Below are 12,680 nucleotides of genomic sequence, written 5' to 3'. Positions count from 1 at the left end.
AATGTCGAGACCTTTTCAAACTGACTGACAAAGCAGATGACCGTTATAAAGCCCACCCTACGGGGCTAACAGAGCAATCGAATTGCTTTGTTAATAATTTTCGGAAGGCAACCAGCATTCCTGTAATTATTGCCGCGCACTTCAATTGCTCTGTTAGCCTGATTCGTATGGGACTTGTTCGCAGGTTCCCTAATTAGTTCGAAATCTATTTCTATACTTGTTACGTAGAAGCAGATAGGAATAACCGGGGGAAAATTATGTACCGTCTAATTTACAAAAGCCAACCCCGCTCCCCTCTGCAATGGGAAGATATAAGAAAAATATTGCACCAGAGCGAAGCAAATAATGAGCAACAGGGTATCACCGGCGTACTCCTCGCCACCGAGAACTGCTTCCTTCAAGTGATTGAAGGAAGATATGAAGCGGTAAACCAGCTATTTATCAAACTGGTTACCGATCCAAGGCATTACAATATCCAGTTAATATCGTTTGATCTTATCGACAGTAGGCTCTTTGGTGGATGGGGAATGAAAGGTCTGGGGTTATTCGACTTCAATACCGAAGAAGTTGAGATGCTGAAACATAAATATGGTGAGGAGGAAGGCAATATTCACTTCCCCCTAGACAGCTGGAAAACACTTGCCCTGATCCAAGACCTGAAGATGCTTAGGGAGCTCCCTGAGTGGCGACGTTGATTTTACTTTTCTAGGCAAACCTCCCAAATACCTGAAAGCCCCCTTGAGAAAAACTAAATAAATACGTAGCAATAATCAGCAATTGAAGTGCGATTAACCACTGATAGATGTGTTGTATTTGATTTCTTTAAGCAATACCCTTACAGAATGAATGCTTATCTATTAGGGCAATATCAATGCACATGGTTGTTTATACAAGCAAGGCTATAGAAGGCACCGAAGGATGCCTTGATGAGATCATTAATGTTGCGACAAAAAACAATAAGCTAAAAGATATAACTGGCGCACTATTCTTTGACAATGATACCTTTCTGCAGGTGCTAGAGGGCGAGAAAGCTGACTTGGAAGAGTTGTTGGATCAAATAGCCCTTGATACCAGACACAAGGATATAAACATTCTCATCGATGAAGCTGTACCTCAACGAACTCTAAAGGGCTGGTCCATGAAAAAGATCCCTCTAGTTGAGTCTTCCTCCTTTCATGAGCTTAACTTGGAGCTCTTTAGAGATGCCTTGCAAAATCTTGTGAAACCCAAAGCTGATGTATTTATTAGTTCCTTAGAGCAGATTTTCTCTTCAGAGAATGTAGATAAGATTCTGCTAGAAACTATGATAGCTGAACCTATATAGGCATCTTTTAAGAACACTGCTTTCCACTTAACCAGCCCTTGAAAGGCTTACTTTTTTAGAACAAGCTCAACAACCCGAATAGACTGACCAGACAAATTTCGCATCAAATTTCCCGCCATCAGGGAAAACTGATCCCCCAAAACCATGGCAGGAGATACTACTGGGGAAAGGTTTTTTACTGTCTGTTCTTTTGAAGCCTGCCGTTTACGCCATTCAAGCGCTTCTGTCGACCAATCTGAAAAACCTTCAAGCTCAAAACCTGCATCTACAATCAACGCTTTAAGTTCTGTTTCCTGCATCAGGTGAGAACCAGACTCTTTCTCAGCCCAAGGCACTGGAAACTTCATTTCTGCAACGTTTTCTCCTTCTAATACCTCATGCAGAATAAGTTTACCCTTTGGCTGTAAAACTCTCAGGCATTCATTAAGAACCTGTGTCGGATTAGGCATATTAAGCAAACTGTGTTGAAGAATGATCGAATCAAAGCAGTTTTCAGAAAATGGTAACAGGTGCGCATCTCCTGTAATCACGGTTGTTGGGGCCTTAGTGATGGAAAGTCCAGCCAACACACAGTTGAGTTTGTTTAATCCATGAGAGATATCCAGACCGATTATCTGTAGGTTGTTCTGTTGTTGCGCCAGACGCATCAGACCACCCAGCCCGGAACCGATCTCAAGAACGAGCTCTCCATCCGTAAGATGTTTAAGTAATTTCTGACTAGCTTTGATGCCGCCAATATGGAGCTGATCAATGGGAGCCAATTGATATTGATCGGCCCCATTGGGGTAGGCTTGTTGCACCCGGCTGATAATATTATCTGCCTGCAGATTCTGTTCGTAATGGTTTCCAGATGACATCTGTCAGATCAGTTCCAATCCACATCGGTGGTGAACATATAACCCGCACCGTAGACTGTCTTAATCAGCTCTGGATGCTGAGGGTCTGACTCAATTTTCTTACGTAGACGGGACATACGAACATCTATACTGCGGTCATAAGGGACACAGTTTTCCCCTAGCAACTGATCACGAGACAGGATCTGAAATGGATGTTTCAGCAGTGCCAGCAACATATCCCCTTCTGCCCGGCTTAAGGTCTCTTCACCCTGTTCAGCATGCTGCAGACTAAGGGATTCAGGTCTGAACACCCAGTTAGCAAACCTCGCTTGTCGATATTGGGTCACTGTTTCCTGTTTCTTTTTACGCAAGCGGCGAAGCAGACTCTGCACACGCGCCACCAACTCACGAGGCTCGAAAGGCTTCGTAATATAATCATCAGCGCCAAACTCCAGGCCCAGAACCCGGTCAGTTAATCCATCACGTCCAGAGACAATAATCACACCTAGCTCTTGTGATTCCATCTGTTTAACCAGCTCCATGCCGTCCATATCCGGCAAGTTAAGGTCAACAATACATACATCTGGAGCCTGCTTATTCAGTTCAGCCAAGGCCTGCTCACCTGAGGCGCAGTAAACCACTTCGTAGCGAAAGCTGGTCAGTGCAGAACAGATCAGTTCACCAAGGTCTTTTTCATCTTCAATAACATAGATCAGAGGCTTTTCCGCTTCAGTCATCTTTCATATCCTCTGGTGTTTTGATGCTTATGGAAGGTAAAACCCGTAACAACTCTTCCGGATCGAAGGGTTTATGTAGCAAGGTCAGTTCAAAATCGGTGTGTGGGTTGTTTTCGGTATAGCCTGTCATTAGCACTACAAACGCTTTCGGGTGACAAACCTTAACCGCTTCAGCAACCGCATAACCATCACTCTCACCCGGCATAACCACGTCGCTGACAACCCCAGCCAGACTATCCAAGCCAGTCAGTATATTCAGTGCTTCATCACCACTGCCCGCTTCAATGACCGAATAACCCGTTTCGGTAAGCTGCTTACGCACCAGTTGGCGTAGATCCTGATTATCTTCCACCAGCAGAATAAGACAAGATTCAGGGATCTCTGCTGAAGCGTTCTGCGTTACTGGTGCCTCAGCGTATGCATTGATCTGCTCTTCTGTAGCAGCCGGCAGAAGTAGATCCACTCTAGCCCCCTGCTTACCATCAGCACGATTCTGAATGCGCAGATAACCTTTTGATTGTTTAACAAACCCATACACCATACTCAGGCCCAAACCAGAACCAGCACCAGTAGATTTGGTAGTAAAGAATGGTTCACAGGCTTTCTCTAAAGCCTCATCAGAGAAACCTTCTCCATTATCCAGCACACTTATCATCACGTACTCACCCGGTTTGATCTCATCATCAAAACCTCCGCAGGCAACTTCAGGAGAACTACAACGCGTACCAGAAACCTGCAAACAGAGTTCTCCTCCATTCTTCATGGCATCTGCAGAGTTAAGGGCTAAATTCACTAACGCATCTTCCATCTGCGCTGCATCGACATAAACATCTGGAGCATTCGAATGTATCTGGGTGCGTAGCTGGATACTTTCCGGAAGTGGGGCTACTAACAGATCTACCAGTTCATTAACCAGTGTTTCTGGTTTTATCCGTGCTGGTGACAGAGACTGTCTACGTGAGAATGCCAGTAGGCGTTTGGTCATATCAGCGCCACGACGGGTAGCTCGGATTGCAGGTGCTAGATTCGCCTGCTGCTCTTCCGGAATTGAAGGCGAATTCTGTAACTGCAGTAGGTTGCCGAGGATAATTGTTAGCAAATTGTTAAAGTCATGGGCCAGCCCGCCAGACATCTGACCTACCGCTTTCATCTTACTCGCTTCCGCCATTCGGCGTTCTGATTCACGCTCATGGGTGATATCAATGGACAGAGTGAGGAAACCTTCAATCTCATCTTGATCATTCAGGAACGGCATCATAGTACGGCGGGTAATAATCTCCTTACCTTTATGCTGAAGCCTATACTCATAAATCGGATGTTCTCCCCGCCAGGCCTCATCAATATGTGGACAGAGCATCTGATACATCTCATCACCCACCACTTCTTGTAGATGTTTGCCCTGAATCTCATCTTTAGACTGGTTAAAAACCTCTCGGTACTGCTGGTTAGCAAAGACAAAACGCATCTGATTATCCAGATAAGCGATCTGGGCAGGCAGCGCATCCAGAATCATACGTTGCCTGCTCTCATGAGCACGCAGTTCAGATTGGGTCAGCTTCAGAGAATCAACCGCTTCCAACAGCTGGCAGTTAGATTCAGAGAGCTCTTTGGTACGGGATTTAACACGGCTGTTTAGCGTATCGATATTGTCACGTAATCGATCAACCATATAGTCAAAGGATTCCGCCAGCAGGCCCAGTTCATCATCGCGGTTAATCCCGGTTTTTGCTGCCAGATTACCGCGGCTAATCTTATACGCAGTCAAAGAGAGCTTCTTAATTGGAGAAGTCAGCCACTCCGCAAAGAGGAAGGCAGCAACAACTGCGGCGAGCAACCCGAAAAAACCCATCGCCATTATGCGCTGACTTAGCTGAACTGAACTAGCTTTTAGGTCATCCAGATAAACTGAGGAGCTGATATACCAGTCAAAACCAGACAAGTGACGAACTAAGGATAACTTTTCGTAAACATAGTTGCCGGGATCATTGGGTTTATCCCACTTGTAGTAGAGCTCTTCACCCGTATCCGCCACCTCCATCAGATCCAGATAGATCGGATTTTGAGTTACCGGGTTAAGCTGCTGTTTAAAGTTGATCCCATGGATATTTGGATTGGGATGAAATAGCATATTCCCTTCAGAATCAAACACATAAAGATAGCCATTACTAGCAATCTTTATATTCTTCAGGGCTTTATTAATCTCTAAAATAGCCTGCTGCTTCTGGGCTTTAACCTCTTCTTGAATATCCTCGATATAAACCCCTGCCCCCATAATGAATCCCCATTCGGGGAAATCCCGGACATAGGAATACTTATCAATCACTTCAGGGCTGCTAAGGCGGTTCCATTTGTACTGGTAAAAACCATGCCCATCCTTGCGTACAGATTGCAGAATTTTAGGAATAATCAATGTGCCTTCCGGGTCCGTGAAGGCAGACATATCTCGTTGATGGAATTGTTCAGCGGGGTGTGAAAGCAGTCTTGCATCGTAATCAGCAATCCACAGGTAATCATTATTACCGAACTCAAATTTTCGCAGGTCGGAATGTATCTTCTGCCATATCTCTGAATCGGGTTTACCCTGCTCTCTTCCCTCTCGCAGGGTCACTTCAACATAGTTCTCAGCCAGATCCAGTACGGAATCAAGACGCTGCTCATGAGAGTGCAACGTTTTATCGACGTAGGTTTCAGTACTGGAATACATCCGGTTTGCCAGATCATAGACAATATTCAGCACCTGGCGGTTGGTATGCAGCTCCAGACCAAATACGTTCTCTTTAATAAGAGGAACAGTAAACCAGTAGATAGATCCGAAGATACTGCCAATCAGAACCAGCAGCATAAGGAATAAACGGATAGTTATGGGAGAACGGCGATACATCTAATTCGTTTTTATAATTTTTATAGCTAATCCTCCAAATGTATCACAAAGCTAACAGACTCAGGCGCTTTGTTACATTTCGTTAGATTTCGAAAGCTTAGGTTAGATTTGCAAAACAGTTAAGCAAAAGTTGCCACCTATTGTTGTGCTCATAAAAACAACAACCGGAGTCGCACGCATTATCTAGTTAGTAGCTGGCTGCGGGCACTTTGGACTGAAAAGAGTAGCAACAAGATGACCCAGCCAACGCAGGATTTCATTCTTGAAACCCGGAATCTGACCAAAGCCTTTAAAGGTTTTACCGCTGTTGATGATGTAAACCTCAACATAAGCCGGGGCCATATCCACGCCCTGATCGGTCCAAACGGCGCAGGTAAAACCACAGTATTTAACCTGCTGACTAAATTTCTCCAGCCGACTTCAGGCAGCATTCTGTTTAACGGTGAAGATATCACCAAAATGGAACCTGCAGCGATTGCCCGTAAAGGTGTAATTCGCTCCTTCCAGATCTCCGCTGTGTTTCCACACCTTACGGTACTGGAAAACGTACGTATTGCTCTACAGCGCAAAGAAGGTAATAGCTTCCACTTCTGGAAATCCGAGAAGGTTCTGAACCGCCTCAATCAGAGAGCTATTGAGCTACTCGATGCTGTAGGCCTGGAAAGCTTTGCCCATACGACAACCGTTGACCTTTCTTACGGCCGCAAACGTGCTCTTGAGATCGCCACAACTCTGGCGGTTGAGCCGGAGCTGATGCTGCTGGATGAGCCAACTCAAGGCATGGGCCACGAAGATGTGGGCCTGGTAGCGGATCTGATCAAGAAAGTTTCTAAAGACCGCACCATTCTGATGGTCGAGCACAACCTGCATGTGGTTTCCAAACTCGCTGACCGCATCACTGTTCTGCAGCGTGGCGCCCTACTAACTGAAGGTGACTACGCCACTGTTTCCGCTGATCCGCGTGTACGTGAAGCCTATATGGGTACTGCTGCAGATGAAGTTGAGCAGGAACAAGCCTCAGTGGAAACAACACAGCAGGAAAAAGCAGCGGAGATGGCATCATGAATCAGCAGGTAAAGATTAACGCTCAGCAAGAAGCTCAACACGGCAACCACCGTGAGAAAATCCGTATCAACAATCTGCATGCGTTTTACGGTGAATCCCACATCCTGCACGGCATCGATATGACCGTAAACCAGGGTGAGCTGGTAACACTGCTGGGACGTAACGGTTCAGGCCGTTCCACCACTCTAAGAGCAATCATGAATATGGTTGGTGAACGTAGTGGGCAGATCGTTATTAACGGACATGAAACCATCGATACACCAGCGCACAAGATCGCCCACCTGGGACTGGGCTTCTGCCCGGAAGAGCGCGGCATCTTCGCCAGTCTGAATGTTGAAGAGAATCTCATGCTTCCACCTGCGGTACGTTCCGACGGCATGAGCGTGGATGAGATCTACGAGATGTTCCCGAATCTTTACGAACGCCGCACCAGCCAGGGTACACGTCTCTCTGGTGGTGAACAGCAGATGTTGGCTCTGGCCCGTATTCTGCGCACCGGCGCCAATATCCTTCTACTGGATGAGATTACTGAGGGCCTTGCCCCCGTCATCGTGCAGAAACTGGGTGAGGTCCTTGGTCAGCTCAAAGAGCGTGGCCTGACAATCTTACTGGTAGAACAGAACTTCCGCTTCGCAGCACCTATTGCCGACCGCCACTACGTGATGGAACACGGCCATATAGTGGAAGAGGTGCATGCCCACGAACTGGAAGCGAAAACCGAATTGCTCAATACCTATCTTGGCGTGTAATCGCCATCCATTTCTATAAGAAAAATCCAACCGGAGTCAGAAAATGAAAAAAATAAACAAGTCTGTTATGTCCGCTGTGGTTTCAGGTGCGCTTGCTGCATCTATGGCAACAGGTGCAATGGCTGCAACCGACGGCCAAGTAAAACTCGGCATTTTGGCTGATATGGGTGGCACATACGCTGATATCTGTGGCCCTGGCTGTGTAACAGCGGCGCAGATGGCTGTAGAAGATTTTGGCGGTGAAGTACTAGGTAAAAAAATCGAAATCGTTTCTGCTGACTCTCAGCTAAAACCTGATATCGCTTCTTCTATCGCGCGTAAGTGGGTTGAAGACGAAGGTGTAGATACCATTGGTGGTCTGGTTTCCTCTGCCGTTTCCGGTGCAGTATCTAAAGTTAACGCAGACAACAAAAAGATCACACTGATCTCCGGTTCTGCTTCCAACACATTCACAACCAAAACCTGCAACCCTTACAACGTACACTGGACATACAACGTTGTAGCACTGGCAAACGGTACCGTTAAACCGATGGTACAGGCAGGTAAGAAAAAATGGTTCTTCATCACAGCGGACTACAGCTTCGGCCACGCGCTGGAAGGCGTAGCTTCTAAAGTAATCAAAGCAAACGGTGGTGAAGTAGCAGGTCACGTACGTGCACCTCTTGGCACTACAGATTTCTCCTCTTACATTCTTCAGGCACAGGCTTCAGGTGCTGACGTAGTTGCTCTGGCTAACGCAGGTAACGACACAGTAAACGCACTGAAAGCAGCAACTGAGTTCGGTCTGACTGAGCAGATGGACGTTGCAGGTCTACTGGTATTCACGCAGAACGCTCAGGCGATGGATCCATCCGTAGCTGCGGGCATGCGCTTAACTACAGGTTTCTACTGGGATCTGGATGACAAAGCACGCGATTGGGGCAAACGTTTTGAACAGCGCCATGGCCGTATCCCGAGCATGATCCACGCAGGTGTTTACTCTTCCACTATGCACTACCTGAATGCGGTTAAAGCTACAGGTACTGACGACTCTGACGTTGTAATCAAGAAGATGAAACAGACTAAGCCTGAAGACTTCTTCTCACGCAACGCTGAACTACGTCCAGATGGCCGTATGGTTCACGACATGCTGTACGTAGAGATCAAGAAAGCTGCTGAGCGTAAGAGCGATGGTGATATCTACAAGGTAATCGAAGTAATCCCTGCTGCGGATGCATATAACCCAATGCAGCCGCAGTGCAACTTTTCTTAAGTTGAGTGATTACTCATAAGTGATAAGCCTTTCGTACCTCAACTGTAACAGGTGCGATTCAGGGGTGTAGCAGATTGTTGCTACACCCCACCTCTTAGCCCTTTTACTTCATGGCTTAAAAGTAGAGACCTGATATGGCTACAATTTTCGACATCAATCTGTTTGCCCTTTTCGGCCAATTACTGGTCGGGCTGATTAACGGCTCCTTTTATGCCTTGCTCAGTCTTGGGCTAGCGATCATTTTTGGTCTGCTGAAAATCATCAACTTCGCCCAGGGGGCGATGTATATGCTGGGTGCATTTATTGCGCTGCTAGCACTCAAATTTCTCGGTGTAAATTACTGGTTTGCACTGATTCTGGTACCACTGGCAGTAGGTTTAGTCGGGGTACTGATGGAAAGATTCCTGATCCGCCCTATCGCTAACGAAGACCACCTGTACAGCTTGTTGCTGACATTTGGTCTGGCGTTGATTATTCAGGGCGCATTTACCCACGCTTTCGGCTCCTCCGGTCTATCTTATGCTGTTCCGGAAGAACTGAAAGGCGGCACCCGTCTGCCATTCATGTATCTGCCGAACTACCGTGCCTGGATCATCATTGTTTCGATTCTGGTCTGCGCTGGTACCTGGTGGATGATCGAAAAAACAAAACTGGGGGCTTATCTGCGTGCAGGTACCGAAAACCCTCAGCTGATGCAGGCATTTGGTATCAACGTACCTTTGATTGTGACCCTGACCTTCGGTTTTGGTGTGGCACTGGCAGGCTTCGCAGGTGTAATGGCTGCCCCGGTTTACTCAGTATCTCCAGATATGGGCTCCAATATTCTGATTGTAGTATTTGCCATCGTTGTAATCGGCGGCATGGGCTCCATTGGTGGAGCTATCCTGACCGGTCTCGGTATGGGCATTATCGAAGGCCTTACCAAGTACTTCTATCCTGAAGCCTCCAATACCGTAATCTTCCTGGTGATGGTTATCGTTCTGCTTCTGAAACCTGCTGGCCTGTTCGGAAAGGAGGCATAAGCGATGAATAATACAAAACTAAATCTTGTTCTGTTGGCGATTGCGCTGGTTGCACCAACGGTACTCTATCCGGTATTCCTGGCTAAGGTTCTTTGCTTCGCGCTGTTTGCCTGCGCCTTTAACCTTCTTCTGGGTTTTACTGGCCTACTTTCTTTCGGTCACGCTGCGTTTTTAGGAACAGGCGGTTATGTGACTGGCTACCTAATGATCAATACCGGTATCACACCTGAAATTGCGATCATCCTCGGTATGGTGGCTGGTGCAATTCTTGGTGCTATCTTCGGCAAGCTGGCAGTTAAACGTGAAGGTATCTACTTTGCGATGGTAACCCTAGCCCTGGCTCAGTTGGTGTTCTTCTTCTACCTGCAAGCACCATTCACCAACGGTGAAGATGGTATGCAAGGCGTACCACGCGGAGCACTGTTTGGCCTGATCGATCTGTCCGACAACATGGTGATGTACTACTTCGTACTGGCTATTTTTGTTGCAGGCTACTGGTTGATCAACCGTACCGTGCACTCCCCGTTCGGTCAGATTCTGAAAGCTATTCGTGAAAACGAAGACCGTGCTACTTCTCTGGGTTACGACGTAAACCGCTACAAGTTCACCGCATTTGTGATCTCTGCAGCACTGGCTTCACTGGCGGGCTCTACCAAAGCGCTGGTATTCAACCTGGCATCACTGACTGATGTGCACTGGCACATGTCTGGTGAAGTAATTCTGATGACTCTGGTTGGCGGCGTAGGCACGATCTTCGGTCCAGTTCTGGGAGCAGGCTTCATTGTCTCTATGCAGAACTACCTGTCTGGCGGCGAGATGGGCAACTACATCCACATCATCATGGGCGTTGTATTTGTTATCTGTGTACTGAGTTTCCGCAGCGGCATTGTGGGTCAGTTCGCTAAGTTTAAACGCGATAATTTTTAATCTCTGTGAATAGAACACCGAGTAAATACGAGGGAAGCAAAGTGAATACTTTCGTAAAAAATGAGAATAACAAATCAGCCTTCGAAACAAATCTGGATCAGAACCAGGCTAACTATGCAGCGCTGTCGCCAATGACATTCCTGCAGCGTGCGGCCAGTGTTTATCCAAACCGAACAGCAACGGTACATGGTGAGATCCGTCGTAACTGGGCTGAAACATATCAGCGCTGCGTCAAGATGGCCAGTGCACTGAACAAGCGCGGTGTGAATCCGGGCGATGCCGTTTCGATTCTGGCTCCTAACCTGCCAGAACATTTTGAAGCCCACTTCGCGGTACCTATGTGTGGTGCGGTACTGAACTCGATCAACATCCGTCTGGATGCTGAAGCGGTCGCATTCATCCTGCAACACGCAGAAAGTAAAGTACTGATCACTGATAAAGAGTTCAGTGGTGTCGTTAAAGCAGCACTGGAACTAGTTGAAGACAAACCGCTGGTCGTTGATATCGACGACCCAAGCTGGAATGAAGGTGAGCTGATCGGTGAACTTGATTACGAAGCTCTGCTCAATGAAGGGGATGCAGAGTTTACACCGTATCAGGTTCAAGATGAGTGGAACGCCATCACCCTTAACTACACTTCCGGCACAACAGGTAACCCTAAGGGTGTGGTTTACCACCATCGCGGTGCTTACCTGAACGCGATCAGTAACTCGATCTCCTGGGGTATGGTGCAGCATCCCGTTTATCTATGGACTCTGCCGATGTTCCACTGCAACGGCTGGTGTTTCCCATGGACTGTAGCAGCGATGGCTGGGGTGAATGTCTGCCTACGTCATGTACGTGCTGATGACATCTTTAATTTGATCAAATCAGAAAAAGTGGGTTACTTCTGTGGCGCACCAATCGTACTGAATATGCTGAACTCTGCTGATGACGAACTAAAAGCGGGTATCGAGCACAGCGTAAATGTTATGACGGCAGGTGCAGCGCCACCTGCAGCTGTAATCGCTGGCATGGAATCCCTTGGTTTCAACGTGACTCACGTTTATGGCCTGACCGAAACCTACGGCCCATCAGTTGTTTGCGCATGGCATGACGAGTGGAACGACAAAACACTGGATGAAAAAGCGCGTCTTAAATCCCGTCAGGGCGTACGTGCTCCGATGCTGGATGGCCTGATGGTTGCTGATCCTGAAACTATGGAACCCGTTCCTCAGGATGGTGAAACCATGGGTGAGATCTTTATGCAGGGCAACCTGGTAATGAAGGGTTACCTGAAAAACCCTGACACCACTTCCGAAGCATTCTCCGGCGGCTGGTTCCACTCCGGTGATCTGGCGGTGTGGCATGAAGATGGTTATGTAGAGATCAAAGACCGCTCTAAGGACATCATTATCTCCGGTGGAGAAAACATCTCCTCTATCGAGGTAGAAGATGTGCTCTATCGTCACCCGATGATTCAGGAAGCCGCTGTTGTTGCCAAAAACAACGAGAAATGGGGCGAAACACCTTGCGCATTCGTAGCTCTTAAAGAGAGCGACCGTGAGGTAACCGAGAAAGAGATCATCGCATTCTGCCGTGAGCATATGGCGCACTTCAAAGCACCAAAAGATATTGTGTTTGGTCCACTGCCAAAAACATCCACCGGCAAGATTCAGAAGTTCCTGCTACGCGATCGAGCGAACGGAGCTGACTCTGAGTAAAGAGTTAAAAAGTAAAGAGACAACAGAGGTGGCTGCCGTTGTAAGCAGCTACCTCGTATAACGCTCCTGCTATGACCGGGAGCCTGTGTAGAGGTACCGAGATGAAAATTTTAGTCGCTGTAAAACGCGTAATTGATTACAACGCCAAAGTGCGTGTTAAGCCAGATAACACCGATGTAGATCT

At 47.3% G+C, this 12,680-nt stretch carries 11 protein-coding genes and 1 pseudogene; 9 read left to right on the top strand and 3 right to left on the bottom strand.

The annotated features are described in order from the left end of the window. Window positions 1-257: 257 nt before the first annotated feature. Both GY843_RS14200 and GY843_RS14195 read left to right on the top strand, forming a co-directional pair. A complete protein-coding gene (locus GY843_RS14200; protein WP_297310592.1) occupies window positions 258-695 on the top strand; it encodes a BLUF domain-containing protein in 438 nt (145 codons plus the stop codon). Between the two features lie 176 nt (window positions 696-871). Beyond that, window positions 872-1,324: a BLUF domain-containing protein gene (locus tag GY843_RS14195; protein ID WP_297310591.1), complete on the top strand. Its 453-nt coding sequence runs from the start codon at window positions 872-874 to the stop codon at window positions 1,322-1,324. Window positions 1,325-1,371: 47 nt separating this feature from the next. On the opposite strand, the gene GY843_RS14190 is transcribed toward GY843_RS14195, so the two are convergent. The 3 genes from GY843_RS14190 to GY843_RS14180 are packed head-to-tail and all read right to left on the bottom strand — an operon-like array spanning window position 1,372 to window position 5,778. Beyond that, a complete protein-coding gene (locus GY843_RS14190; RefSeq protein WP_297310590.1) occupies window positions 1,372-2,181 on the bottom strand; it encodes a class I SAM-dependent methyltransferase in 810 nt (269 codons plus the stop codon). Between the two features lie 8 nt (window positions 2,182-2,189). Continuing rightward, window positions 2,190-2,897 carry a response regulator transcription factor gene (locus GY843_RS14185; protein ID WP_297310589.1) on the bottom strand — a complete coding sequence of 236 codons (708 nt, stop codon included), beginning with the start codon at window positions 2,895-2,897 and terminating at the stop codon, window positions 2,190-2,192. Continuing rightward, window positions 2,890-5,778: a cache domain-containing protein gene (locus GY843_RS14180; RefSeq protein WP_297310588.1), complete on the bottom strand. Its 2,889-nt coding sequence runs from the start codon at window positions 5,776-5,778 to the stop codon at window positions 2,890-2,892. Before GY843_RS14180 ends, GY843_RS14185 begins: the two co-directional genes overlap by 8 nt. A gap of 234 nt (window positions 5,779-6,012) precedes the next feature. On the opposite strand from GY843_RS14180, the gene GY843_RS14175 reads away from it, so the two are divergent. The 7 genes and pseudogenes from GY843_RS14175 to GY843_RS14145 all read left to right on the top strand — a co-directional run. Beyond that, window positions 6,013-6,843 (top strand): ABC transporter ATP-binding protein, encoded by an 831-nt coding sequence (locus GY843_RS14175; protein ID WP_297310587.1) that lies wholly within the window; start codon window positions 6,013-6,015, stop codon window positions 6,841-6,843. Beyond that, window positions 6,840-7,592, top strand: a complete 753-nt coding sequence (locus GY843_RS14170) for an ABC transporter ATP-binding protein (RefSeq protein WP_297310586.1) — start codon at window positions 6,840-6,842, stop codon at window positions 7,590-7,592. Before GY843_RS14175 ends, GY843_RS14170 begins: the two co-directional genes overlap by 4 nt. Window positions 7,593-7,635: 43 nt before the next feature. After that, window positions 7,636-8,844, top strand: coding sequence for an ABC transporter substrate-binding protein (locus tag GY843_RS14165; protein ID WP_297310585.1), 1,209 nt, complete (start codon window positions 7,636-7,638; stop codon window positions 8,842-8,844). A 134-nt stretch (window positions 8,845-8,978) separates the two neighbouring features. Further along, complete coding sequence (locus tag GY843_RS14160; protein ID WP_297310584.1) at window positions 8,979-9,866, top strand: branched-chain amino acid ABC transporter permease; 888 nt, start codon at window positions 8,979-8,981, stop codon at window positions 9,864-9,866. A 3-nt stretch (window positions 9,867-9,869) separates the two neighbouring features. Further along, complete coding sequence (locus tag GY843_RS14155) at window positions 9,870-10,793, top strand: branched-chain amino acid ABC transporter permease (protein ID WP_297310583.1); 924 nt, start codon at window positions 9,870-9,872, stop codon at window positions 10,791-10,793. Window positions 10,794-10,834: 41 nt separating this feature from the next. Further along, window positions 10,835-12,496, top strand: coding sequence for an acyl-CoA synthetase (locus GY843_RS14150; RefSeq protein ID WP_297310582.1), 1,662 nt, complete (start codon window positions 10,835-10,837; stop codon window positions 12,494-12,496). A gap of 101 nt (window positions 12,497-12,597) precedes the next feature. After that, window positions 12,598-12,680, top strand: a pseudogene (locus tag GY843_RS14145) (electron transfer flavoprotein subunit beta/FixA family protein); the annotation flags it as partial.

It is taken from the genome of Neptuniibacter sp. (genome assembly GCF_024231755.1).
GTDB lineage: Bacteria > Pseudomonadota > Gammaproteobacteria > Pseudomonadales > Balneatricaceae > Neptuniibacter.
This window is presented reverse-complemented; position numbering and strand designations above follow the sequence as displayed.

What these genes read in the sequence shown, in the direction of transcription:
- GY843_RS14155 (WP_297310583.1), top strand. Translation starts at nt 9,870, where the DNA reads ATGAATAATACAAAACTAAATCTTGTTCTGTTGGCGATTGCGCTGGTT.
- GY843_RS14190 (WP_297310590.1), bottom strand. Translation starts at nt 2,181, where the DNA reads ATGTCATCTGGAAACCATTACGAACAGAATCTGCAGGCAGATAATATT.
- GY843_RS14180 (WP_297310588.1), bottom strand. Translation starts at nt 5,778, where the DNA reads ATGTATCGCCGTTCTCCCATAACTATCCGTTTATTCCTTATGCTGCTG.
- GY843_RS14200 (WP_297310592.1), top strand. Translation starts at nt 258, where the DNA reads ATGTACCGTCTAATTTACAAAAGCCAACCCCGCTCCCCTCTGCAATGG.
- GY843_RS14165 (WP_297310585.1), top strand. Translation starts at nt 7,636, where the DNA reads ATGAAAAAAATAAACAAGTCTGTTATGTCCGCTGTGGTTTCAGGTGCG.
- GY843_RS14170 (WP_297310586.1), top strand. Translation starts at nt 6,840, where the DNA reads ATGAATCAGCAGGTAAAGATTAACGCTCAGCAAGAAGCTCAACACGGC.
- GY843_RS14195 (WP_297310591.1), top strand. Translation starts at nt 872, where the DNA reads ATGCACATGGTTGTTTATACAAGCAAGGCTATAGAAGGCACCGAAGGA.
- GY843_RS14185 (WP_297310589.1), bottom strand. Translation starts at nt 2,897, where the DNA reads ATGACTGAAGCGGAAAAGCCTCTGATCTATGTTATTGAAGATGAAAAA.
- GY843_RS14160 (WP_297310584.1), top strand. Translation starts at nt 8,979, where the DNA reads ATGGCTACAATTTTCGACATCAATCTGTTTGCCCTTTTCGGCCAATTA.
- GY843_RS14175 (WP_297310587.1), top strand. Translation starts at nt 6,013, where the DNA reads ATGACCCAGCCAACGCAGGATTTCATTCTTGAAACCCGGAATCTGACC.